This window comes from Arthrospira sp. PCC 9901 (assembly GCF_059013425.1).
Window position 1 is genome coordinate 2,806,680 of the sequence record NZ_CP102296.1, and the last position, 24,270, is coordinate 2,830,949.

Here is a 24,270-nt window from a genome sequence, read left to right on the forward strand (position 1 = left end):
GTTAATCTGTTAGCGCGTCAAAGGTTATCCCAAGTTGAAGCCAGCGGCTACGGGTCCTAACACCAAAACCGGTAGAAAGGTGAGCGCGCCGAGGATGAGGATGGCACCGGCAGTGACTCCGGTAAATAGAGGGGTGTCGGTACGCAGGGTACCTGCTGTTTCTGGGACGGGCTGCTTGCGAGCCATGCCCTCGGCCAAAAACACTAGGGCAATTAAAGGTACATAGCGACCCGCCAACAGGGAAACACTGGCGCTGAGATTCCACCAGAGACTGTTATCGTTTAGCCCCTCAAAGCCAGAACCGTTGTTGGCTGCAGCAGAGGCGTATTCGTAGACGACTTGAGAAATGCCGTGGAAACCGGGGTTGCTAATACCCGCCAGGGTTTCGGGAAAGGCCAGGGTGATGGCGGCGGGAATCAGAATGGCAATGGGATGGATGAGCAGAATTAGGCTGGACAGGACAATTTCACGCTTTTCGATTTTGCGGCCTAAAAATTCGGGGGTGCGCCCCACCATCAGCCCGGTGAGAAAGACGGTCAAAATTAAAAAGACGAACAGGTAAGCGGTGCCGGTACCCTGACCGCCCCAGACAATCTGCAAAAACAGATTGGAGAGGGTGACAAAGCCCCCGGCGGGCATGAGAGAGTCGTGCAGACCGTTGATGGCACCACACATGGTACCGGTGGTGGAAACCGCCCAGAGGGCAGTGAGGAAAGGACCAAAGCGGGTTTCTTTGCCTTCTAGGTTGGGTTGTGAGCTACCTAAGACTTGGTTGACTAAGGGGTTGCCCTGATATTCCCCAATGGCGGTGATGATGATAAATACGGCGTAGATGATGAACACCATTGAGAAAATCAGCCAGCCCTGTTTGGGGTTGCCAGCTATGTAGCCATAGGTGAGAATCAGACTGGCCGGGATGACCAGCATGATGACGGTTTCGAGTAGGTTGGTGAAGTTGTTGGGGTTCTCGAAGGGGTGGGCGGAGTTAATGCCAAAGAATCCGCCGCCGTTCTCCCCTAGTTCTTTGATGATTTCAAAGTGGGCAACGGGACCGCGAGCGATGAACTGGGTCGCTCCTTCTAGGGTGGTGGCTTGGGCTGGGGCGGCGAAGGTTTCTGGGACTCCGGCAATTAAAAGCGCGATCGCCCCCACTACTGAAATCGGCAGTAAAATACGGGTGATCGACACAATTAAATCTGCGTAGAAGTTGCCTAAATGCCGTCCCGTTAGACCGCGAATAAAGGCGATCGCCACGGCAATTCCTGTGGCTGCAGAGGTAAACATCAGAAACCCCAGCCCCCCCACCTGGCTAAAGTAGCTGTAGGTGGTTTCCCCGGAGTAATGCTGCTGGTTAGTGTTAGTGGTAAAGGAAATTGCGGTGTGTAGACCTAAATCCCAACTGGGCGCACCCAGCTCGGTGGGGTTCAGGGGCAGTACACCCTGGAGCATCAAAATCATGTAGACCACTACGATCATCACTAGGTTGCTGACCAGCACTGCCTGAATGTATTGACCGCCTGTCATGCTGCGGCTATTAAGGATACCAGAACCGGCAAATATGACTCGTTCAATGGGGGAGATTACCGGATCGAGCCAGGTCTTCTCACCGAGGAAGACTTGAGCCATATAGCGCCCGAGGAAGGGCGAAACAGCTACCAAAATACCCAACATTAGGGCGATTTGAAAAAAACCTTGTAGCATGGGATTCCATCATTTAGGACAGACAATTTGAATATCTCTATTTTGATGCTTTTTCCTCAAAAATCAAGGTATAGAAGGCTGTTTAGCCAAAATTTATATGCACTTATATAAACTCCAAATATAAAACTGTTTAGGCACTCAATTAATGGTCTATATCATTTGGTATAGATTTTGCCAATCTCTGTAAAAATATGCCTAAATATAGATTGACAATTAGCGGATTTTTTGCTATTGTAGATGTACAATTACCTTCGGTTCTTGGTAATGTCTGCCTCCCCACTTAAACTCAAACCTGACTGGAAAAAGACTCACTGGCTGATCGCGACGCTATTTGCAGTGGTGATTGTGCTGGAGTACAGCACACCGCCGCCCTATGTATTTGGCTACCTGTATATTGGGGCGGTGTTGCTGGCTAGTGGGCGACTGGGGCAGGTGGCAACGCGATCGGTGACGACGATCGCAGTTTTGCTCACCCTGCTCAATCTGTTTATTCCCGGTCTGGAGCCGATTTCCTCAGTCACGATCGCCAATCGCAGTATTACGGTCATGGCTCTGGTGGTGACCGGGTGGATGAGCGATCGCCTTCAGCGCTACGAAAAAGCCATCACCCACCAGCACGCTCAAATCATGGCTCAAACCCAGTTGGCGCGTATGCGAGAAGATTTTGTCTCAACCCTAACCCACGACCTGAAAACCCCTCTCCTAGGAGCCATAGAAACCCTCCACGCCCTAGACACAGAGCAGTTTGGTCCGATCACCTCCGCCCAGCGTCGGGCCATCACCATCATGACCCGCAGCCATCAAACCACCTTGCAACTGGTCGAAACCCTGATGGATGTCTACCGCAACGACGCTGAGGGTCTTCAGCTCAACCCAACTGCTGTCGATCTGGTGGCTTTGGCAGAGGACACCATCATGGAACTCACCATGTTGGCTGCCTCTCGGCAAGTGCATATTCATCTGCATCAGGGTGGGTCAGACTTTCGTCAGTCCTGCTGGGTCAATGCCGACGTTCTCCAGTTACAGCGGGTACTGAGCAACCTCATCGCCAATGCCATTAACCATTCCCTACGGGGAACAATGGTGGAAGTGGTTATTCAAAAGAAAGGGGATGATTGCCAAGTTCAGGTACTTGACCAGGGCCAGGGCATCCCCACCGATGAAATCACCCATTTGTTTGATCGGTTTTACCAAGGTCACAGCGATCGGCAAACCAAGGGTACTGGGTTAGGACTTTATCTGAGTCGCCAAATTATTGAAGCCCATGGTGGCACGATCTGGGCTGAGTTGCGTCAGCCCAAGGGGGTGATATTTGCCTTTCGCCTTCCCGCCCAGTGGCGGGGTCAGGATGATAGCTTGATCTTACGTGCCTTTAATCGTTCATGAACAGTAAATCGATTAATATTCTCTTGGTCGAAGACGACGAACTGTTTCGTCTGGGGCTATCGACTCGCCTTCAGGAAGAACCCACCCTGCACGTTGTGGCTGAGGCCACCGACGGCGAAACGGCTATTGCCTTAGTTAACCAGCAGACCTTCGACGTTGTGATTTTAGATATTGGTCTGCCCGGTATCGGCGGCATTGAAGCCTGTCGCCAGATTAAGCAGCAGCATCCCACTCTCCCGGTACTCGCCCTCACCTCCCACAATCAACCGGCATTGATTGCTCGTCTGATTGAAGCTAAGGCTCAGGGTTACTGCGTCAAGGGCATCGCTGCCGAGGTTTTGGTCCTGGCAATTCGCTCGGTCGTCGCCGGGGCTACCTGGTGGGATGCGATCGCCTCTCAAGAAATTCAAGCGGCTTTCGAGATCTCCGATTCGAGTCCTGAGTCTAACGATACCGCCTCTGACCTGCCACCTCTGACAAAGCGTGAGCAAGAAATTCTGGCTCTGATGGCTAAGGGCAAAAGCAATCAGGAAATTGCCGATGCCCTTTATATCGCATCCGGTACCGTCAGAGTCCATGTTCACGCTATCTTGCAAAAGTTGGATGTGCGCGATCGCACCCAGGCTGTTATCCTTGCCATGCAAAATGGTATGCTCAATTCCTGAGAAGTACGGCTTTCTGTTGAAGTGCGATCGCGTATCATGTCGGCAATGCTTGAAACGCCCGATTTACCAGACTTCGTTTATTTTGGTGTTCGACTCCTCGCCGGTCGAAATGGTGTAAAAAATCCGCGATCGCACTTCTGGGCTGTTGGGTTTCGGGGGTGCGATCGCTTTCGGTGGATCGGGGAAAACTGCTCTACAATAATTCTATTGATATTAACCCATGTCATGCTCGAAATTGTACTGAACTGGAAGCCCCGACCGGAAACCCTGACGCGACTGATGCAGGTTTCCCTCGAACAGCACAAAACCTTGGAATCGTTACTCGAAGAAGCGATCGAGCAATACTTGCAAACCCATCGTCCTCCCGTATCACAGACAGATGCCGATCCGCTGATTGGCTTGTACGAGGGTGCATCGGAAACGAGCGATCGCATCAAAAACTAAACAGTTTGAAAAGTAGGTTTAACTGGCGGTAACGGCTTCCCTTCCGAACGACTCGACTCGATCAACATTTCCAGGACTTCCCGGGCGTTTTTGAGTGCATCTTCGTAGCTATCGCCGTGGGTGACGGGTTGCATGACATCTTCAAAGTCGGGAAGGAAAACGACGAAGCAGCCGTCCGCTTCTGACCATTGAAGTGCGATCGTGTATTTCATTTTTCTTATGGTCGTCAAACAATTAATCAGACAGATAAACCAAAATTTTCTTCCATTTGTTTCATATATGTGTTTAGCTTTCTCAACACATAATCGGCAATATTGCCAGGAGTATTGTTGTTTGAGTAACATAACTCCAAGCAAATAATTTTCTCGTTGGTGGAAATCAAAATATCCGGTCTGATATTTTTTAAATTAGGATGAAATACTTCCGATTTAAAATCCAAAACCATTTCTTTTTTAAAATCCAAAACCATTTCTTTTTGTTTTTGTGAGTATAAATCTTTTAGAGCTAGACAAACTGCTTTATTAAAGCGCTGATCGCTGATTTTTTTTTCAGAGATATCTTCATTGATTTTTTCAAATGCTGGAGTTGCATTTTTCAAACCGGCTAGTATAGATCCGCTTCTCCGTTTTCCTCCGGGTCCTTTGTTTCCAGACAACTGTAACCATAACGGTGTACTTGATAGTGCCGTTTGTGCAGCAGCCGGTCGACAATAGTGATTTTTAACTTTATATGAATTTAAGAATTCTTCCTTTGTGATGGGAACATTTGCTTTCTCAGCATAAGCAGCAATGCAGCTTATTAAAGCATTGGTCGGTAAATACATGATTTTAGTCGTCAACATTGGACTACTGAGTGCAAGAGTAAGACGCCCTGCTGTCCAATCTGCTTTTCTTTGATTATGATCAGAGATGTATGCATAAAGAGATTTGTAGTCAGCATTCCACATTTCATAAAGAGCATCTGGAGTACGTCGTGCAAACTGTGATACTACACTTTCGGCTTCAGGATAAGAAAAAATAAACCATACTTCAGTTGGTTTGGGTATTTTTTCGTTGATTCGGGATATATAATTACTTCTTTCTTCCCATTTTCTCTTGACATCTTTTAGATAATCCCTAATTAAGTGCTTATTTGCAGATTTTTCTTGGTAATCTTTTTTTGATGCTTCAAAATCATCGTCTGTTAATTGAAATTCATAGCAATTTTTGCCATTATTAAAAAACATTATTGTTTTTTTTGCAATCTGTGGATATTCATCGAGTGAAGGCCCCGTAAAATTAACAAATGGTATTCTGCCGTTAAACATTGTGCTTGAAAAGCTTTCGGCAGATTTTTGCATTTCTTTGAGATCATTTTCAACCGTAATCGGCCATATAATCAGGATACCATTTTTACGGAGAAGTCCATTTAAATCACGGAAAAATCCTGAAATATCATTTTCTTGTTCATCATTAAGATTCTCCAAATAATCGATCACAATACATAATCTATCGCCATCTCTTTCGTTTTCCGAGAAAAATTTTTCAGCTTCATTCCTGATGCATTTAATTAATAAGTTGAGTTTAGATTTCTCAGTTTCTTGAAAGGTTAATTCAGATGCATCGATTTGTACTATCTGTTTGATTGGAATATGTTTAGACCACTCTAACGAACTAATAAAAGTTGATTTTCCCACTCCAGATAGTCCATACAAAAAAAGTAAATATCCGGCGCTTCCTATGTCAGCAAGCACCTGAACAATCATTTTTTCAAACTTGGGCAAAGGCAGAATTAGTTCCGACAGTCTGGCATTGTCTTTCCCTATCTTATTAATGATATCTTCATAGGTTTCCGGCAACCATAAATCTTGATCTATTTGCTTTTTATTTGTTGTATAAATTTCGGTAGATTCTGTTTCTAAATTGACAATATCATCTTGGTCAATTTGGACTCTTTCTTGTTTTCCAGGTCTGTGTTGAGATTGATCGGAAGTAGTCTTCGATATTTCTGGTTTTTTTGAGTCAAGTGAATTGCCAGAATATTCTGGAAGAAAATACTCTATTGAGAGTTGAATGAAATCAGGATCTTGATTCTGCTTTTTTCGTGCCATATTAATGATCCTTATCTAAACTCATTGCATCAATTTAAAATTACCATTTCAAGCTACAGCAAACTCGGTCAACTTGCGAGTATCGGGATCGTGAAACGCCAACACGATATCCTCCTTCGGTACACCCTCCATCAACGACAGTAAAAAAGCGAGGTGACTTTTCCATTCTATCTTAGAGTATCCGATTGTTATCCATAATATAGCAGTAAAATATTGATGGATGTCTTCAAAGTCTCCCTTGCCAAGGGGGATTTAAGGGACTTGCCTCTGATTGACAGGCAGAGTCAGTCAGATCGCCTACTCTACTATTCTACAACATAGTTGCTCAACACATTCGCAGGAACCGCAAAAATATCCTTTATCCTTTAACTCCTAGCCCTTGGTGCAGGAGCACCCCGCAACATCCCCTCCGTACTCAAATCCTCATCAATGTCTTCCCAATGCAAACCATATCCACCGCCACAAATCTCCCAAGCCTCTCGCTGTTCTGGCGTGGCATGGTATAGCTTCGGATACCAAACCAAAGGAACCGAAATCGCACGGCTGTCCATCAAAAAAACTGTTATCGAATCCTCATCAAACGAGACATCTTTCACCGCCGAATTATTCATGTAAAACCCCCAATAAAATCTCCCGGTTGTCTTGTACAATTTTCTCTATTTTACGCAACTCCATTGCACTGAAACAAATATATCAGAAAATATCCTTAATTTTATCCTATGAATTGCGATCGCATATTTGGAGATGATCATTTCTTATTGATTGAGTTTATACCATGCTCCATTGCTCAAATCTCGAAGTTCTGGCAAATCTAGTTGAGCTTTCTTGAAAATATCTGTTTTTGAAAAAATATCTTCCAGCTTTAGAAGATGGGTAGTTATATTGGGATAATTTCTGTGAAATTCTTGTAAACGGTTTAAGTATCCTGCTGTATAACCAACCCCTGACAACATAATGCCAATATCTGCATTGTTGATCATCAAATTACCGCAAAAATCAGCAGTAAACGAAGCATCTAAAGCAGTACGATAAAGTTTGCACTGAAAATAGATTTGTTTGTTACCAAGTACCCCATAACCATCAATTCCGCCATCTTTTCCGGGTGGCCCTGGATTCAAACCAAGGTGAGCGGCAAAACGTCGCCCTAAATCTTGCTTGACTGCTTGCTCAGATTCAATTATTCCCTGTACTAAAGGATTCATATTGTCTATCAACTCGCTTTTTGAAAAGATTTGAGAGCATTTTCAATAAAGTTTTCATGCATTAATTTGATGCCCAAAAAAATACATTCATTCACTTTTTCAGTCATTTCTAATTCTCGGAGCTTCTGATCTATATCAGGAGTGGGAAGAAAATCCTTATTGTACTTTTCTTGTTTGATTCTTGAATTGCCAATATCGGCTGAAGTTGCTTTTAACTCTTCTTGAAAATTTTGACACTCTTCTGATTTTCTCTTCTTCCATTTATCTATCAAATCCCGATTTTCTTGTTTCTTAATTGTTGTATCCATAAAATGGACGTAACTGATGGCAAAGTTGGGAAAATTTTCAGTCTTACCTCTCACAAACTGACCCAATTCAGTCATTTTCTCTGCCTCTGATTTTGTCAATTTATAGGAAATTTTATCTTGTAGCTTGTTTGGTCCCTCCTTTTCTGACTCTAGAATTCCTTTATTAATTGCACTTTTGATATTTGGAACAGTTTGCTTTTGGTGGTTTTTCGTCATTTTTATACCCTCTCAATTGAGTCAATGTTTAATAAATCGGAAAAATATTCATATAAATTTTCGTGATTTTCGTATTCCCAAATATACTGTCTTTCTTGATAAATAGCCGTTTGCATTTCATCTTGTAGCTCTTCCATCGGAAGAGCTATCTGCCAAAACTGGTTTTTTTTCTCTGCCTTGATTTGAGATAATTCTCTCTCTACTAACTCCCTTGGTATACCCAAAGGTACGATTGATACTTGTGCCATATAACCGGCTGTAGATCTGAGCTGAGATATCAGATCTAGCATATTAGGAAGTTGTTTAATTGCTCTTTCCCTTTGAGATGTGTTGACAGGGATTAAAATTAAATCCGGATCGTTTCCAACAATTGCCCTAACCGTATCGCTTTTAGGGGATTTGATATCTAAAACAATATGACTGTAAGATTGAGCTTGTTTTTTCACTGATTTACGTTCTTCATTATAAATAACCGTACTACTTCCGCTATCAACCAGAGAGTATGAATCATATTGATTTGGCGAACTCTCGTCGCGCGCAAAAAATTGCCAAAGGTCGGCTTGATCGTCACAATCAACTAGAAGTACACTGTCTCCCCGATTGAGCAATACACCTGCTACATGGACGGCTAACGTAGTTTTTCCTACCCCACCTTTATTATGGGTACACAGAATAATCAATTTTTAGCTTCCCCCATGCTCATTGACTCGCTTAATTATAGCCAAATAAAGTAAACTGAGTCAACTTGCGAGTCTCCGGATCGTGAAATGCAAACACGATATCTTCCGGCGGCACACCTTCCCTCAACAACTTAGTGGCTTCAAAGTCGCCCTAGGTCAAGTGTATTTAGGGCGATAATAGGGAAGGCGCGATCGCCTCCCCACAATCCTACACCAAAGAGGGGAAGGCGCGATCGCCCTCCCACCATTAGACAACCTAGTTGCTTAACGCACCAGCCGGGATACCCAAAACATCCTCAATTTTCGGCATTTGCTCAATAGGAATAACCCGACCCTCATCTTCAAACCCTGCAATTTGATCAAAGTTCAAATAGCGGTAAAGATCCCCCGCAAACGGGTCGATTTTCTGGGTGATAATCGCCATATATTCCTCAACCGTGGGAATGCGACCCAACAAAGCACAAACCGCCGCCAATTCAGCCGAACCCAGATACACCTGAGCCCCCTTACCCATACGGTTATTAAAGTTGCGAGTCGAAGTAGAAAATACCGTTGTATTATCTTCCACCCGTGCTTGATTTCCCATACAAAGAGAACATCCAGGCATTTCCGTCCGCGCCCCAGCAGCCGCAAAAGTACCATAAACCCCCTCTTCCCGAAGTTGTTGTTCATCCATGCGGGTAGGCGGACAAATCCACAGACGCACCTTCACCGGACCTGCCCCTTCTAACACCTTAGCAGCAGCGCGATAATGTCCGATATTAGTCATACAAGAACCGATAAACACCTCATCGATTTTGTCACCCGCACACTCAGACATCAGTTTCACATTATCAGGGTCATTAGGTGCGGCCACAATAGGTTCAACGATCTCATCCAAATTGACCTCAAGAATATCCGCATACTCAGCATCGGCGTCAGCTTCCATCAACTCAGGATTAGCTAACCATTGTTCCATCTTGGCAATGCGACGGGTTAAAGTCCGAGCATCCTGATATCCACGAGCAATCATATTCCGCATTAGGGCTACATTCGATCGCAAATATTCAGAAATCGTCTCAGTCCCCAACTTAATCGTACAGCCAGCACAGGAACGTTCCGCAGTAGCATCAGTCAACTCAAAAGCCTGTTCCACCTTCAAATCAGGTAGACCTTCCATCTCCATAATCCGGCCATTGAAGACATTTTGCTTATTCTCCTTACCAACAGTCAGCTTACCTTGCTGCATCGCCACCCAGGGAATAGCATTAACAATATCGCGCAGCGTCACACCCGGCTGTAATTGCCCCTTAAAGCGCACCAAAACCGATTCTGGCATATCCAAAGGCATCGCCCCCAAAGCGGCTGCAAAAGCCACCAAACCCGAACCAGCGGGGAAAGAAATACCCAAGGGGAAACGGGTATGAGAATCGCCGCCAGTCCCCACCGTATCGGGTAACAGCATCCGGTTTAGCCAGGAGTGGATGATACCATCTCCCGGACGCAAAGCGACACCGCCACGGGTAGCAAAGAAGTCGGGTAGTTGCTTGTGGGTTTTGATATCCACTGGTTTCGGATAGGCTGCGGTGTGACAGAAACTCTGCATGGTCAGGTCAGCGGAAAACCCTAAACAAGCTAATTCCTTCAATTCATCCCGCGTCATGGGTCCGGTAGTGTCTTGGGAACCTACGGTGGTCATTATCGGTTCGCAGGAGGTACCTGGACGGACTCCCGGTAGTCCGCAGGCTTTCCCAACCATTTTTTGGGCTAGGGTAAAGCCTTTTCCGGTATCTTCTGGGATAGCAGGACGGGCGAAAAGTTCACTGGGGGTTAGTCCCATTGCTTCCCGGGTTTTGTCGGTCAGGCTGCGACCAATTAACAAGGGAATCCGACCCCCGGCGCGTACTTCGTCTAGGATAGTTTCCGGTTTCAGGGTGAAGGTAGAAATCACTTCCCCGGCTTGGTTGGTAATTTCGCCTTTGTAGGGGTGAATGGTGATCACATCCCCGGTTTCGATTTTGCTGACATCACATTCTATGGGGAATGCGCCAGAGTCTTCGGCGGTGTTGAAGAAAATGGGGGCGATTTTTCCACCTAGGATATAGCCTCCCCGCCGTTTGTTGGGTACAAAGGGGATATCTTCCCCAATATGCCACAGGACTGAGTTAATGGCAGATTTGCGGGATGAACCAGTCCCGACTACATCCCCAACATAAGCTACAGGGTAGCCTTTTTGTTTCAGTTGGGCGATGGTTTGTATACCTTCGGGCATCCTTGACTCTAGCATGGCTAGGGCGTGCAGAGGTATGTCTGGTCGGGTGGTGGCGTGGGGGGCGGGAGAAAGATCGTCGGTGTTGGTTTCCCCAGGGACTTTGAAGACGGTGACGGTTATGGCTTTGGGGACTTTCGGGTTGCGAATGAACCAGGCGGCGTTAGCCCAAGCGTCTAGGACTTGTTTGGCGTAAGGGTTGATATCTGACAGGGCTAGAATGTCGTTGAATGCGTCAAATACTAGGGTGATTTTGCTTAGGGCGTTGGCTGCTTCGCTGGCAATGTTGGAGTCGGAAGACTTCAGGAAACTTACCAGGGATTGCACGTTATAACCCCCTACCATTGTACCTAGTAGGTCGATCGCTCCTTGGGGACAGATGAGGGGACTGCTGATTTCCCGTTTGGCGATCGCTGTCAGAAATCCGGCTTTTACATAGGCGGCTTCGTCTACTCCGGGGGGAATGCGATCGCGCAATAGTTCCATCAGAAACTCTTTTTCCCCTTCCGGTGGGTTTTTCAGCAGTTCGCACAGTTCCGATGTCTGCTCCGCAGTTAGGGGCAATGGCGGAATTCCCTGTTGGGCGCGTTCAGCAGCCTGTTGACGATAGGCTTCTATCATTCTTCTGTTCTCCTTTTCGTTTGATTATTTTATGCTACCTAGAATCCATCAAAAATGGCTAGGACAATTTATCCGTTGTCCTTCTGATTCCATCTCATGCTTTCTACTGGTGGGCTTTCAACATCTATCATTTGATTTCCCCCCTTACTCTATCGGAAACTAGATGAGTAGGATAATATCTAGTTACATAAAACTGTATTTTAGACAACATTCTCGCCTTCGTCCTCCCTCCAATTCTCATGACCTCCTCTTTCTGACTGTTTTTGACTGGGTAAATACCCGGAAAATAGCCCCGTAAACTTACGGCGATCGCTTATCATTATCTGCTTTGGGAGCCTATTTGTCACTGGGTAAATCCCGGAAATGTCTTGATTAATTAGGTGCTTTGGCACTTGTTGATGCCTGGGTAAATCCCATGGTTGATTAATTAGGTGATTACGATGCCAATTATCTGGTTTTTAGAACTTTTTGATAGCCGAAAAATACCCTACTAATTGTCCGAGGACAATTGAGGATAATTACTAAACCATAACAATTATGAACATAAGTCTGCTACTATTATACTACAATTCTCGCTCAGATCAACTTTATATTAACCTTTATTATGTAGATGGGCTGTTGATCCCCAGTCTGTTAAAGTTTTTTAAATTTTGCGGACTATCCAAGTTTATTTGCCAGAAAAATAGTAGAATTGTAATATAGGAACCATTAGACGACCTGTGCATAGGCTCAGTAATCATAAGGTGTTGCTGTTGCTGTTGCGGTTGTTGATTGAATAATTTTCAGGACTCCCAAAGTGGCTGGCCAACATCAAAAAGCGTGTGAATATCAATTTACAGACCCCAAGGGACAGAGCGATCGCCATGAAAGACCATTTTCCTCGGAGAGTGAGAAAGTGTCACCAACCCCTCAAGAAATAATGTCAATGTTGGTCGAGTCCCTGCCCCAACCAGCGATAGTGAGCGATCCGGATCGTAATATTATCTACTGTAACACAGCTTGGCTAGAAATCTGGAAGGGTTCAAGGGAGAGTCTAATCGGACATCAAGAATCCCTTATTTATACATCCATTAACCGTTATCAGCAGATTCGGGAAGAGTTTGAGCAAGGGAATGTCATAGACTCAGCAGAAATCCAAATCCGCCTGTCAGATAGGTCAGATAGACGGACAGCCTGGGTATGCCTATCTATGCGATCGCTACCCTTAACCCCTGAACCTGTAGTGTTGACAATTCTATCAGACATCAACACCAATGTAAACCTTCCCAAGTCCAACCCGGGCAAAAATGAAGCTACTTATCAAGCAGCCGTCGCCAAATTTGGACAAATTGCCCTCACCAGCCCTGACCTAGACTCCCTGATGAGCAAGTTGATTACTCAGGTCAAAGAAACATTAAGAATTAGTCGCTGCATGGTTTGGGAACTATTGCCCAATCATCAGGCTTTTTTACTACGTTCGGGTATCGGCTGGCAACCCGGGCTAGTGGGGTCGGCTCAAATTACTGCCTCTCCTAATTCCCAGGCAGGTTACACCCTCCAACAGGGTGAAGCAGTAATCGTTGAAGATCTGCGAGTAGAAACTCGTTTCCCAGGAACTCCTCTGCTACACAACCACAAAATTGTCAGCGGTTTAAGTGTGATTATTCCCGGACCTAAAGGTGCTAACTCCAAGCCTTGGGGGGTGTTGAGTGTACATACGCGGCGAGTGCATCAATTTACCTTAAATGATGTACATTTTTTGGAGGCGATCGCTCACATTCTCGCTACGGCGATCGAGAGACAGCGGGCTGATGAACGCCTACAGTTGATGGAAAGAGCCATAAATAGCAGTCGCAATGGTATTATTATCACCGATGCTACCGACTCAGACAACCGGGTGATTTTTGCTAACTCAGGCTTTGAGAAAATTACTGGCTATTCTCGCCATCAAGTCATTGGTCGCAATTGTCGATTTCTGCAAGGTCGAGACAGCGACCCCAAAGCCTTGGCGGAGTTACGAAGCGCCATTGAAGAAGGCAGAGAATGTAATATTGAGTTAAAAAACTATCGCCCAGACGGTAGCAGTTTTTGGAATGAATTATCCATTTCTCCCGTCTACAATAACCAAGGCTTTCTCACCCATTTTATCGGTATTCAAACCGATATTAGCGATCGCAAACAGGCGGAAGCTAACCTCTTATCCAAATCCGAAGCCCTGGCGCAGTTTAGCAGCAAACTTAAACAACTACATCGCATTACTACCCGTCTTTATCCCAGCCTGGAAGCTAGGTTTCAAGACTATCTACAGACCGGGTGTGAATTGCTGCAAATGTCAATAGGTTTAATTGGTAAAATCTCCGCCGGAGTCTATAGCTTAGAATTTGTTTATCCCCACTCCGACTTATTTACCATCGGTCAAACTGCGAACATCGCCGACACCTTTTGTGCTAAACCATATCACACTCAGGAAACCGTTACCCAAACCCAAGCGGGTCTTGACCCCGAATGGAGTAAAGTCCAAGCCTACCAGACACTTAAATTAGAATCTTATATCGGTACTCCCATTTGGGTAGGCGATCGCATTTATGGTGTACTTAGTTTTGTTCACCAACCACCCAGATCTGTACCCTTTCAATCAGAAGATCGCGAAATTATTGAATTGATGGCACAGGGTTTAGGAGACTTCCTCGCCGCCCAAGAAATTGAACAGCGACAACGAGAGGCTGAACAAGCCTTGCGAGAAAGTGAAGAACGTTATCGAATGTTAGTAGAACTCTCCCCCGACACCATTGCTATTTACTGCGATGACCAAATTGTTTATATTAACCGTGCTGGCTTGCAATTGTTGGGGGCTAAAACCACCGAAGATATCATCGGTCGTTCTATTTATGATTTTCTGGATTATGATCATACTGCAGTCATTCTTAACCAAGAATTAACCGGAGAAGCTAAACAGCAATCTGTGGCGCTTTTTGAACAACAATTGATTCGCTTAGACCAGGAAATTATTGATGTAGAAATTGCCGGAATTCCCACCAATTATCATGGGCGTGATGCCATTCAAATCATTATCCGCGATATTAGCGATCGCAAACAAGCCCAAGCACAACTACTGCACGCCGCCTTTTATGATCCTTTAACCGAACTACCTAACCGCAGTTTATTCAACCAAAAACTCTCCGAAGCCTTACGGCTTTCTAAAGAGGACTCTAATTATCAATTCGCGGTTCTCTTTTTGGATCTAGATCGGTTCAAGGTTGTTAACGACAGTTTAGGTCATGTTATCGGTGATTTCTTGCTCATAGAAATTGCTCATCGCCTAGAAGTCTGTGTTACCAACCCTAGGGATACCATCGCCAGATTAGGGGGGGATGAGTTTACCATTTTGATGGATCACATTTCCGACCCCAAACAAGCACTAGAATTAGCCGAAAAAATTCATCGGGAACTCAGCCAGCCCTTCTATATCCAAGGTCACGAAATTTTTACCACTGCTAGTATTGGTATTGTACCCAGTCGCGGATACACCTTTAAAAAAGGAGCAGAGACCGACAACTACCACTGCTTATTATACAACAATCCCGAAGATTTTCTCCGAGATGCAGATATCGCCATGTATCATGCTAAAGAACAAGGAAAGGCGCGATCAGAAGTTTTTGATTTATCAATGCACACCAAAACCCTCACCCTCCTACAATTAGAAACAGATCTGCGTAAAGCCATATTTGGATATCAGCAACTTAATCTTACACCCCATCACATCTCTGACTCAGAGTCCAACCCGTTAGCCTCAGCCATCTCTGATGTATCTGTCATGCCTAATCAACTCCCAAGTTTAAATGACTTTATCATTCACTATCAGCCAATTGTCTGTTTAATTACTGGTAGGATAGTCGGTTTTGAAGCCTTGGTGCGATGGATACATCCCCGCCGAGGATTAGTGTCACCTGCTGAATTTATCCCTGTGGCTGAAGAGACTGGGCTAATTGTTCCTTTAGGCGCTTGGGTCCTGGAAGAATCATGTCGTCAGCTTAGTAGTTGGAAACAACAACTTAAAAGCTGGGATAGGTCTCCGCAATCAGTCTATTCTCACTTAACCATTAGTGTCAATCTGTCTGGTAAACAACTCAATCAGCTTAATTTGATAGAACAAATTGATGCTATCTTAGCCAGAACTAATTGTGACCCGAAAAGCCTCAAGCTGGAAATTACCGAAAGTATGTTAGTTGAGAACTTTCAGACCGCTTTGATTGCTTTAGCACAACTAAAAGCACGCAAAATTCACCTAGCTATTGATGATTTTGGGACGGGATACTCCTCCTTGAGTTATCTGCATCAATTACCCCTCAAAAGTTTGAAAATCGACAAATCATTTGTACAGCGATTGCAGGAAGAACCCAGCAATTATATCGATAAATACAATCAGCCTCAGCAAATTATCAAGGCGATTATTTCCCTCGCTCATAACTTGGGGCTGGAAGTTACCGCCGAAGGTATTGAGACTCGACAACAGATGCAGTTTTTGCACAATCTTGGCTGTGATTATGGTCAGGGTTATTTGTTTTCTAAGCCTTTACCTGCTGAAGAAGCTACTCAATTGATGCTTAACTCTGCGATCGCATATTCTAGCGAAAAATCGCGCTTCTTTTACGGTTAATTTACACTCGGTTGATGATAGTCTACAACCGTGAAGATACTTATCAAAATCCTGTCCATAGCATAAGTTTTCCTAATTTGTCTGGCAAGATAGATTTAAATAGCAAAATATTGTTAAGAATTGTTACAATTTTGTTGAAAATCCCTCGCAAATAGTTGACGAGATTATAGGGGTTGTGGTATCCTCAAATAAATCGCACCCAAGGGGTTACTATGCCTTTATTCAAAAATAGAGGCTACAACCCGCATTCTATCGCCCTTAAAGTTATTCTCTACCGAAAAAATTAAATTTGCGATTCACGAGTTTTTGGGTAAAATCAGGGGGCCATTTTTAGGGGTATTGACAAAAACGACATTTTGTGCATAGACGACATTTTCCGGGTAGTTCAACTTCAGCGTTGACTATAATAATTAGTTTCCTGACGATCGCCATTAGCAACCATACCCAAAACGGGAACTCCAGCCATTTCCAACTCTCGCAGAGCCAGATTAAAAGCTGATCGGTCAGTTTTTCCCAACCCGACCACCATCATCAACCCATTAGTGTGGGAGGCGAGTAAATTAGCATCAGCCAAACCCAACAGGGGAGCGGTATCATAGACAATTAAATCAAACTGTTGGCGCAGTTGAGCCATAACCTCCTGCATTCGCGCAGAAGCCAGCATTCGAGTCGGGTCAACAGGTAGAGGACCGGAAGTTAAAATAAACAGATTTTCATCCGATGGCGATCGCCTAATCAAAGTCTCGATCTCCAGATTACCAGCGATCGCATCACTGAGACCCTGTAAATTAGACACCCCCAACATCGAATGAATACGGGGGTTACGCAAATCAGCATCTACCAATAACACCCGCTGACCCATCGCCGCCGCCCCAATCGCTAAATTTAGGGCTACAGTAGACTTACCATCTGCAGGTCGTGCGGAACTAATCACACAGGAGTTGATGGGTGATTCCGTAGCCAAGTGGCGTAAATTAGCCGTAAGCGATCGGAAAGCCTCGTGAAATATCCCACAGGGGACCATCGACAAATTTGGTAGAACATCGGTCTCCCCAGTCAACCGAGAATTAGCCGGAAGCATCAAAGCATCATCGCTGGCTGGAATTACCCCTAACAGCGGAATGGGGGTATTCTCCGCTATTTCTTCGCTGTTGTGGAACACATTATTAAGGCGATCGACCAATTGAGCTATAATCATTCCCAAGCCTAAACCCGCCAATCCTCCCAAAGCTAGATTTAGGGGAATATTCGGCGAAACCGTCTCCAGTTGTCCGGATCTTTGGCGAGGAATCATGGGGGGGGCAATTAATTGCCAGGATCTAACAGGCGGTTCTATAGTTAATTCTAAGTCCGCCTGGCGATCCGATAAGTCATTTAGTCGGGTGGTAGCGGTTTCTAGCTGCTGATTTAAGTCTCTGTAGCGGCGGATGACTTCCGGTAAACTTTGAGAGTATTCTTGTAAACTGGTCGCTGCTGTTTGTAAAACGCGATCGCGTACCTGTAGCATTTCTATCTGATGTGCTGCTACCATCATCTGCTGAATTAATCCCATTCGCAGGGAGTCTTGGTGGCTTAAAATACTGGGGTCTACAGTAGTTAAGTCTTGACCCAAAACCCGCACCGCCTCTTCTTGGAGTAATGGTAATAAATGATTGCGTTGGTCTAATAAAGATTGAATTTGCGGGGATGTTTCCTTAAACCTAGCCGACTCTACAGCTACCTCGGTTTCCACCGCTAAGAGTTTTTGTAGGAGGGTTTGATAGCGAGGAGAATTTGTTAAAGCCGAAGCCATCATCGCCTGTTGGGGGTCGAGTCCTAGTTGTTGTTGTAGAGTTAAATACCGAGACTTTTCCTCTTGGAGTTGGGTTTGAGTTTGTAGTCTTTCGGTTTCTATCATCCCTAAGCGATCGCTTATTTGGTGGCTGGTAACTTCCGGCGTAATCATCAAATGTTCCTGCTGGAGATTCACAATTTCTCGTTTGAGGTTATTCACCTGGGTAACTAGGGGATTAATTTTTTGATTAATCATCTCCAGCTTTTGGCTGTTTTCCGACGGACGTTGTAACCCTTGATGATATTCCAGATATCCCGAAGCGATCGCTTCCAGAATAAACTGGATCTTTTGCGGTTCACTATCTTGATAACTCACCTCCAAAATCTTAGCACCTTCCAGCATTCGCAATTCCAACCGACCCGGAGATTTATCATTAAACAGAAACCGATAATCAACCTGGGGATAGCGACTTTGAATATTCTCCAAAATATCAGCCATAACCTGGGGACTCTGTAGCATTGTCAACTGAGATGCTTCGTCTAACTCCCCCAATTCATCTGAGGAACTTATTAACAGTTGAAACGTCCCTCTATACTCAGGTAATTGTTCAACCGTCCACCAATAAACCCCCGTCACTGTTGTCGCCGCCACCCCCACAACCACCAACCAGCGACGACAAAACAGATCCGCAATTTTCGCCAATATTCCCCTCGGTTGAGCCCCAACAATCTCAACATTTCTCGATTCCAAATCTCCGTGATACCAGGGAGAAAATCCCATACCCTCCCTAGATGAACTCCGGGTATAAATCATCGAAAACTGAGAACGTCTAGCCTTCTTCATATTACCTTACTCCTCTATTCTCGTGCGCTAAATAACCAGAAAATGACTTTTGGTTAAAAGATACTTATAAACCTCAGCAAACCCAAAAAATTACTAATCGGATTTAAAGTATTAAAAACCGTACCCACCCCCTCCCGAAAAGCCGCACCCCCTGAACGGTTCACCATAACTACATCGTTATTTCTCAGAACCGGATTATTAGCCTCATTCACATCATCCGATAGATTAACCGAGATCACCCGGCGAGAAACAGTCCCATCCGGAGATATACGGATTAGTTCTACCCCATTGGAGTCAGCCTGACCCCGTTTCAAACCTCCCGCAGCCAGAATCACCTGATTTAGGGAACTGTTGGGGGGTACAGTAATCGTCCCCGGTTGTAGAACCTCCCCCACCACACTAACACGCATTATACCCGGAGAAAAACTAGCTGTTGCCACATTACCAGAAACTGTAGCATCTACAGTCCCCCCTTTAGGCACAATAATTGTATCCCCCCCTTGTAAAGCAATATCCTCCTGAAGATCTCCCTCTTGTAGAAGTTTCCATAGGTCAACCATAACAGTTTGTTCCGTCCCTGTACGACTAATGCGCCGCACCTGAATTTCTCGAATATTTGCTTCCGGTGTAATTCCCCCCGCCGCTTTAATAGCCCTGGTGACTGTATACACCCCAACCAGATCAACTCCAGCTATACCTCGCCACTCCGATACATTTTCCCCCTCAGTCCCAGCCATGGTGTCAATGCTAAGGAGATGGGTTCCTGGTCGGTTCACCTCCCCCACCACCGCCACATTAATCGGTCCGTCAGCATTACTAGCAAAATTAGCACTAGACAACTGACGCGCTTCGTGGCGATTAATATTTGTAACAGTTGGAATATATATCCTATCTCCATCTCTCAGGGCTATATCTTGACTCAGATCACCATTTTGGAGAAGTTCCCACAAATCAAGATTAACAATAGTCTCCTCACCTCCCCCCCCAGGACGACGGATTTTTACCTGGCGAATATCGGCGCTAGTAGTTATTCCCCCCGCCATTCGCAAAACCCCGGTCACAGTAGCAGCATTAGAAACACCTCCCATATTTTGACTCTGGGAATTACCCGATACCATATAAGAACCGGGTCTCTTAACTTCTCCAGCGATCGCTACTTGAACAGGTCTCCTCTCTAATAATTTTACCGTAATCAGTGGTCGTTGTAAATATTCCCCATATCGTTCTTTTAGCAGTTCAGAAACTTGATTAATTGTCATTCCCTGAACCGTAACTCTCCCAATTAAAGGGAGGTTTAAATTTCCATCTACTGACACATGATGACGACCTCTTTCGCCACTATATTCGGGAACATTGAAAATATCAATTTCTATCGTATCACCCACCCCTAAAATATATTCCCCCACCACCAGGGGAGACAAATTGTTAGCCCCATTATTACCATGATTAATTGTCGGCATTGGTGGCGGTGGTAAAAACTCCCCCCCAGCCGGGAGAGACATCAACAGCCATGTTAAACCCACACAACAGTTGACTTTGAATCGGAAAAAACATATTTTTTGGGTTGTATAAATCAGCCCGTTTTTGAGAATTGGATTATCTTTGATGATATTGTCCATTTCAATAAAATTATCCGCCTATTTTCAGAATCGCCGAATTGTGTTATAACTATATTCTGTGATTGACAATTGCCGGGATTGATGGAACAATTGAACACAGATGTTTTAGTAGTCGGTGGAGGTACTGGGGGAACTGCCGCCGCCCTCCAGAGTTCCCGCTGTGGGGCTGATACTATTTTAGTGAGTGAATTTTCCTGGTTAGGAGGAATGTTAACCGCCGCCGGAGTAGCCGCACCAGACGGTAACGAATTAGTAGCCTTTCAGACGGGTCTATGGGGTGCTTTTTTAAGAGAACTTAGACAAAAACAACCCACGGGTTTAGACTGGGGATGGGTTAGTTTTTTTAATTATGACCCCCGCATAGGCGCGCAAATTTGGTCAGACTGGGTAAAATCCCAAAAAAATCTACATTGGATTTCTGGATATGCACCCCTAGAAGTATTGCGGAAAGGCGATCGCATTACTGGGGTGAGATTCAAAGATTTTACCATTAATGCCCAGGTTACCATTGATGCCACAGAATTAGGAGATATTTTAGCTCAAGGTGAAATTCCCTATCGCTGGGGTTGGGAATGGCAACAGCAATGGCAAGAACCTAGCGCCCCAATTCAATCTAGCCAATTTACCCATAATTGTCCAGTACAAGACCCCACCTGGGTAGTATTATTACAGGATTTTGGCGAAACACAAGCCCCAGCCATTAAACCTACCCCAGAAGCTGATTTTAGCAAATTTCAGGGCGCTTGGGATGGCTACGACCCCCAACAATTCCTCAACTATGGTCGCCTACCTGGAGGGTTAATTATGATAAACTGGCCCCATAAAGGCAATGATTATGGGGTAGGATTGGATCGTTTGATTGCTTCAGCGCCACAAAAACAGGCATTCTGGCGGGAGAGTCTACAGCATAGTCTGAACTTCGCCGCCTTCATTCAACAGCACCTAGGAAGGCGCTACGGCTTGGCTGAGAGCATATTTCCCCATACCATGTCAGCTGGGAAAACTGACCTAGGCTTAACTCCTCAGCAACTTGGCGCTTTTGCTATTCATCCCTACTACCGAGAAAGTCGCCGTCTGTGTGGAGTCCAAACGATTACAGAAAATCATATTTTACCTGTCTCAGGAGGTCGCGTCGCCGCCTTACCTATAGACCACAATGGACAATGTGAGGCGATCGCCATTGGTAACTATCCCAATGATCATCACTACAGCGCCGGGTTACTACCCGTTAAACTTAAACTCTTACGCTGGGGAGGTCGCTGGACGGGAACCCCCTTTACCATCCCCTATAGTACCCTAATTCCAGAAACTACAGAGGGCTTAATTGTGGCTGAGAAAAATATTTCCGTTTCCCATATCGCTAATGGTGCTACCCGTCTACAACCTGTGGTTTTGGGTATCGGACAGGCGGCGGGAATGGCTGCGGCTTTATCTGTCCAACAGCGCATATCTCCCCGAATGCTATCAGTGCGCGAGCTTCAACAAGCACTATTAACTGACCCCATAGCCCCCGCCGCCATTATTCCCCTGTTTAACCTTACAGGCGATCGCGCTGATTGGCTAAAATGGCAACAATACTATTTAGACCACCCACAAGCCTATCCCATAACTGGTGAAGTTCCCCCACCCGACCCCAACCCGACACAATTAATATCACCCTCATTATCAGAATTTAGCGGACAATTTCACCGCCACCCAGACCACGAATATTCCCTCACCCTCTCTCAACCTCACTCACTCCTCGGTCAGGTCTGGAGTCTCGTTACCCTCCACCCACACATTAATCAACAATTACAAACCATACCTACCGCTACCCCCATCACTGTTGGCGGACGACACAACTCCTCCGGTCGCTGGCTACTCGTCGAAGTCATCAAAGAGTTATGTTAAGTTTTGTAACAACAAAAAATCGCCTTTTATGACTGGGGGGGTTGACAAAAGCGATCGCCCCGTGCTAGTCTATATGATAATGGTAGTATTGACAATTTTATTTATTTTAGGAAAATTTAAATTATAACCTATAATATAAATATAGTATCATAACCGCCCCATAACTGTCAACCCCTAGCCGTAGATGGCAGCGCCACAAGTGTTAAACCGAAAAATTATCAGATTATCCTTGAGATTATCCTGATGTAGGCCTATTGGGTTGGTATCAGGAAATGGACGCTTTAATACGGACATTTCTATGAAACTCAACCCTACTTTTGGCTTTTCTATGTTGCTGTTGTTAGGCATGAGCAGTGCCGCCCAAGCTATGGAACTAGGCCCAAGCACACAGCAATTAGAATCCATGACTAATCAATATATGTTATCAGCGCAAACGGGACATCATGGCTCCCGCAGTCCGTGGGAAGGAACACCCCGACGGGGATTTGCTGAGACATTCAATAATCAATCTCAATCAGAATCGTTGTTTCCCCATCGTGGCAGTGGCCGCTAATCAATGACGGATGATTCCGGTAGAAAAATCTCCTTTTAGTGTCATGTTTTAGCCCCAACAATTCTTAAAGCATCAATCCGAGTATTTGTCAACAAATACAACCAATCTATAAAGACCACAACTGCCGAACATTTCCATTAGTTTATGGATGTTGGGCGGTTTTGTGTGTATAATAACGATATCTCAACCAAACTAATCTCAATTGGAAAGCCCTGAGTGCCGAGGGTGCATCCAAACTACTATATTACCAATTGAGGAAAGGCCAGGTCAGTTGTCTAATCAAATAGGTTGCGCCCGGTCAGAAGTCCCCGTGGCAGACCCATACTAGCATCAGGGATAGAAACTGCGCGGTCTCCAGTCGTTTATTTATTTACTCAGCAATAGATCTGGGTAAGATCATCCATTCTCACTAATGGGGGATGATACCATTCATCCCATATATTATTTATGAAATTCCAGGGATTGTCATGAAAAAAGATACAGATCTGATTAAAAGCCTTAGCCCCAGTGCCATGGATCAGATCATGCTTTATTTGGCTTTTAGCGCCATGAGAACCAGCGGCCATAGACATGGGGCTTTTTTAGATGCGGCGGCAACTGCAGCTAAATGTGCCATCTATACAACTTATATAGAGCAGGGTGAAAACCTCCGCATGACTGGACACCTACATCATATTGAACCCAAACGGGTGAAAGTGATTGTTGAGGAAGTGCGGGAAGCTCTGACGGAAGGGAAACTCTTAAAAATGTTGGGTTCTACGGAACCTCGTTATCTGATTCAGTTTCCCTATGTGTGGTTAGAGCAGTACCCCTGGCAACCGGGAAAAGCCAGAGTCCCAGGCACGAGTTTAACTCAAGAAGAAAAACGGGTAATTGAAAGTCGTTTACCCAAGTATTTACCCGACGCTCAATTGATCAATTCTTTTCAGTTTATGGAATTGATCGAGTTTCTTCATAGACGTTCCCAAGAAGACATCGAACCTAATAGACGGATGCCATTAAGTGAAGCCTTAACAGAACATATTAAACGGCGCTTGATCTACTCTGGTACGGTGACGAAAATTGACTCTCCTTGGGGGATGCCTTTCTATGCTCTGACCCGCGCTTCCTATTCTCCCGAAGATCAGGAAGAACGCACCTATATTATGGTGGAAGATACGGCGAGGTATTTCCGTTTAATGAGGGACTGGGCGGAACGTCAGCCCAAGGTAATGCGGGTTTTGGAAGAATTGGATATTCCCAGCGATCGCATTGAGTCGGCTTTAGAAGAGTTAGATGAGATTATTCGCCAGTGGGCCGATCGCTATCATGAGATCGGAGGTGAACCCATGGTCCTGCAAATGGTCTTTGGACCCCAGGAGACCGACTAATTCCCCCTTTGCTAATCTCTCTGGA

General features: G+C 45.1%; 19 protein-coding genes. 7 read left to right on the top strand and 12 right to left on the bottom strand.

Going from position 1 to position 24,270, the window contains the following annotated elements; genetic code table 11:
- Nucleotides 1-24 precede the first annotated feature (24 nt).
- Nucleotides 25-1,701 carry a potassium-transporting ATPase subunit KdpA gene (gene kdpA / locus NLZ44_RS12290; RefSeq protein WP_493749961.1) on the bottom strand — a complete coding sequence of 559 codons (1,677 nt, stop codon included), beginning with the start codon at nucleotides 1,699-1,701 and terminating at the stop codon, nucleotides 25-27.
- A 264-nt stretch (nucleotides 1,702-1,965) separates the two neighbouring features.
- Here kdpA and NLZ44_RS12295 point away from each other — a divergent pair, with 264 nt between their 5' ends.
- The 3 genes from NLZ44_RS12295 to NLZ44_RS12305 are packed head-to-tail and all read left to right on the top strand — an operon-like array spanning nucleotide 1,966 to nucleotide 4,196.
- The gene (locus NLZ44_RS12295) at nucleotides 1,966-3,087 is read left to right on the top strand and encodes a sensor histidine kinase (RefSeq protein WP_493749962.1); all 1,122 of its coding nucleotides are present in this window, start codon (nucleotides 1,966-1,968) and stop codon (nucleotides 3,085-3,087) included.
- On the top strand, nucleotides 3,084-3,752 hold the full coding sequence (locus NLZ44_RS12300; RefSeq protein WP_493749963.1) for a response regulator transcription factor: 669 nt from the start codon (nucleotides 3,084-3,086) through the stop codon (nucleotides 3,750-3,752). Before NLZ44_RS12295 ends, NLZ44_RS12300 begins: the two co-directional genes overlap by 4 nt.
- Before the next feature lie 36 nt (nucleotides 3,753-3,788).
- The gene (locus tag NLZ44_RS12305) at nucleotides 3,789-4,196 is read left to right on the top strand and encodes a hypothetical protein (protein ID WP_493749964.1); all 408 of its coding nucleotides are present in this window, start codon (nucleotides 3,789-3,791) and stop codon (nucleotides 4,194-4,196) included.
- Here NLZ44_RS12305 and NLZ44_RS12310 read toward each other — a convergent pair.
- From NLZ44_RS12310 to acnB, 9 genes are all read right to left on the bottom strand, one after another.
- Entirely contained in the window at nucleotides 4,193-4,408 is a 216-nt protein-coding gene (locus NLZ44_RS12310) for a type II toxin-antitoxin system HicB family antitoxin (protein WP_493749965.1), read from the bottom strand. The genes NLZ44_RS12305 and NLZ44_RS12310 overlap by 4 nt on opposite strands.
- 26 nt (nucleotides 4,409-4,434) lie before the next feature.
- Nucleotides 4,435-6,285, bottom strand: a complete 1,851-nt coding sequence (locus NLZ44_RS12315; RefSeq protein WP_493749966.1) for a P-loop NTPase family protein — start codon at nucleotides 6,283-6,285, stop codon at nucleotides 4,435-4,437.
- Between the two features lie 48 nt (nucleotides 6,286-6,333).
- Nucleotides 6,334-6,417, bottom strand: a complete 84-nt coding sequence (locus tag NLZ44_RS12320; protein ID WP_493752990.1) for an element excision factor XisI family protein — start codon at nucleotides 6,415-6,417, stop codon at nucleotides 6,334-6,336.
- A 233-nt stretch (nucleotides 6,418-6,650) separates the two neighbouring features.
- Complete coding sequence (locus NLZ44_RS12325) at nucleotides 6,651-6,896, bottom strand: DUF2442 domain-containing protein (protein ID WP_493749967.1); 246 nt, start codon at nucleotides 6,894-6,896, stop codon at nucleotides 6,651-6,653.
- Nucleotides 6,897-7,040: 144 nt separating this feature from the next.
- Complete coding sequence (locus NLZ44_RS12330; protein ID WP_493749968.1) at nucleotides 7,041-7,487, bottom strand: restriction endonuclease; 447 nt, start codon at nucleotides 7,485-7,487, stop codon at nucleotides 7,041-7,043.
- A gap of 8 nt (nucleotides 7,488-7,495) precedes the next feature.
- Nucleotides 7,496-8,011 carry a hypothetical protein gene (locus NLZ44_RS12335; RefSeq protein WP_493749969.1) on the bottom strand — a complete coding sequence of 172 codons (516 nt, stop codon included), beginning with the start codon at nucleotides 8,009-8,011 and terminating at the stop codon, nucleotides 7,496-7,498.
- Between the two features lie 2 nt (nucleotides 8,012-8,013).
- Nucleotides 8,014-8,691: a ParA family protein gene (locus NLZ44_RS12340; RefSeq protein WP_008051417.1), complete on the bottom strand. Its 678-nt coding sequence runs from the start codon at nucleotides 8,689-8,691 to the stop codon at nucleotides 8,014-8,016.
- Between the two features lie 31 nt (nucleotides 8,692-8,722).
- The gene (locus NLZ44_RS12345) at nucleotides 8,723-8,806 is read right to left on the bottom strand and encodes a hypothetical protein (RefSeq protein ID WP_348636214.1); all 84 of its coding nucleotides are present in this window, start codon (nucleotides 8,804-8,806) and stop codon (nucleotides 8,723-8,725) included.
- Between the two features lie 141 nt (nucleotides 8,807-8,947).
- On the bottom strand, nucleotides 8,948-11,560 hold the full coding sequence (acnB, locus tag NLZ44_RS12350; RefSeq protein WP_315662614.1) for a bifunctional aconitate hydratase 2/2-methylisocitrate dehydratase: 2,613 nt from the start codon (nucleotides 11,558-11,560) through the stop codon (nucleotides 8,948-8,950).
- 796 nt (nucleotides 11,561-12,356) lie between these two features.
- Here acnB and NLZ44_RS12355 point away from each other — a divergent pair.
- Nucleotides 12,357-16,196, top strand: coding sequence for a bifunctional diguanylate cyclase/phosphodiesterase (locus NLZ44_RS12355; RefSeq protein WP_493749970.1), 3,840 nt, complete (start codon nucleotides 12,357-12,359; stop codon nucleotides 16,194-16,196).
- 391 nt (nucleotides 16,197-16,587) lie between these two features.
- Here NLZ44_RS12355 and NLZ44_RS12360 read toward each other — a convergent pair whose 3' ends face one another.
- Both NLZ44_RS12360 and NLZ44_RS12365 read right to left on the bottom strand, forming a co-directional pair.
- Nucleotides 16,588-18,813 carry a polysaccharide biosynthesis tyrosine autokinase gene (locus NLZ44_RS12360; protein WP_493749971.1) on the bottom strand — a complete coding sequence of 742 codons (2,226 nt, stop codon included), beginning with the start codon at nucleotides 18,811-18,813 and terminating at the stop codon, nucleotides 16,588-16,590.
- A 53-nt stretch (nucleotides 18,814-18,866) separates the two neighbouring features.
- Complete coding sequence (locus NLZ44_RS12365) at nucleotides 18,867-20,432, bottom strand: SLBB domain-containing protein (RefSeq protein ID WP_493749972.1); 1,566 nt, start codon at nucleotides 20,430-20,432, stop codon at nucleotides 18,867-18,869.
- Between the two features lie 81 nt (nucleotides 20,433-20,513).
- On the opposite strand from NLZ44_RS12365, the gene NLZ44_RS12370 reads away from it, so the two are divergent.
- The 3 genes from NLZ44_RS12370 (at nucleotide 20,514) to hetR (ending at nucleotide 24,245) form a co-directional block, all read left to right on the top strand.
- The gene (locus NLZ44_RS12370) at nucleotides 20,514-22,322 is read left to right on the top strand and encodes an FAD-dependent oxidoreductase (RefSeq protein WP_493749973.1); all 1,809 of its coding nucleotides are present in this window, start codon (nucleotides 20,514-20,516) and stop codon (nucleotides 22,320-22,322) included.
- A 298-nt stretch (nucleotides 22,323-22,620) separates the two neighbouring features.
- Entirely contained in the window at nucleotides 22,621-22,875 is a 255-nt protein-coding gene (locus NLZ44_RS12375) for a hypothetical protein (RefSeq protein WP_493749974.1), read from the top strand.
- 467 nt (nucleotides 22,876-23,342) lie between these two features.
- Entirely contained in the window at nucleotides 23,343-24,245 is a 903-nt protein-coding gene (gene hetR / locus NLZ44_RS12380; RefSeq protein WP_493749975.1) for a heterocyst differentiation master regulator HetR, read from the top strand.
- The last annotated feature ends 25 nt before the right edge of the window (nucleotides 24,246-24,270 follow it).

Bases quoted from the DNA above. Each gene is read 5' to 3' on its own strand.
- NLZ44_RS12305 (WP_493749964.1), top strand. From the start codon at position 3,789: ATGTCGGCAATGCTTGAAACGCCCGATTTACCAGACTTCGTTTATTTT.
- NLZ44_RS12315 (WP_493749966.1), bottom strand. From the start codon at position 6,285: ATGGCACGAAAAAAGCAGAATCAAGATCCTGATTTCATTCAACTCTCA.
- NLZ44_RS12375 (WP_493749974.1), top strand. From the start codon at position 22,621: ATGAAACTCAACCCTACTTTTGGCTTTTCTATGTTGCTGTTGTTAGGC.
- NLZ44_RS12360 (WP_493749971.1), bottom strand. From the start codon at position 18,813: ATGAAGAAGGCTAGACGTTCTCAGTTTTCGATGATTTATACCCGGAGT.
- acnB (WP_315662614.1), bottom strand. From the start codon at position 11,560: ATGATAGAAGCCTATCGTCAACAGGCTGCTGAACGCGCCCAACAGGGA.
- NLZ44_RS12320 (WP_493752990.1), bottom strand. From the start codon at position 6,417: ATGGAGGGTGTACCGAAGGAGGATATCGTGTTGGCGTTTCACGATCCC.
- NLZ44_RS12295 (WP_493749962.1), top strand. From the start codon at position 1,966: ATGTCTGCCTCCCCACTTAAACTCAAACCTGACTGGAAAAAGACTCAC.
- NLZ44_RS12370 (WP_493749973.1), top strand. From the start codon at position 20,514: ATGGAACAATTGAACACAGATGTTTTAGTAGTCGGTGGAGGTACTGGG.
- NLZ44_RS12325 (WP_493749967.1), bottom strand. From the start codon at position 6,896: ATGAATAATTCGGCGGTGAAAGATGTCTCGTTTGATGAGGATTCGATA.
- NLZ44_RS12300 (WP_493749963.1), top strand. From the start codon at position 3,084: ATGAACAGTAAATCGATTAATATTCTCTTGGTCGAAGACGACGAACTG.
- NLZ44_RS12335 (WP_493749969.1), bottom strand. From the start codon at position 8,011: ATGACGAAAAACCACCAAAAGCAAACTGTTCCAAATATCAAAAGTGCA.
- hetR (WP_493749975.1), top strand. From the start codon at position 23,343: ATGAAAAAAGATACAGATCTGATTAAAAGCCTTAGCCCCAGTGCCATG.
- NLZ44_RS12330 (WP_493749968.1), bottom strand. From the start codon at position 7,487: ATGAATCCTTTAGTACAGGGAATAATTGAATCTGAGCAAGCAGTCAAG.
- NLZ44_RS12365 (WP_493749972.1), bottom strand. From the start codon at position 20,432: ATGGACAATATCATCAAAGATAATCCAATTCTCAAAAACGGGCTGATT.
- NLZ44_RS12310 (WP_493749965.1), bottom strand. From the start codon at position 4,408: ATGAAATACACGATCGCACTTCAATGGTCAGAAGCGGACGGCTGCTTC.
- kdpA (WP_493749961.1), bottom strand. From the start codon at position 1,701: ATGCTACAAGGTTTTTTTCAAATCGCCCTAATGTTGGGTATTTTGGTA.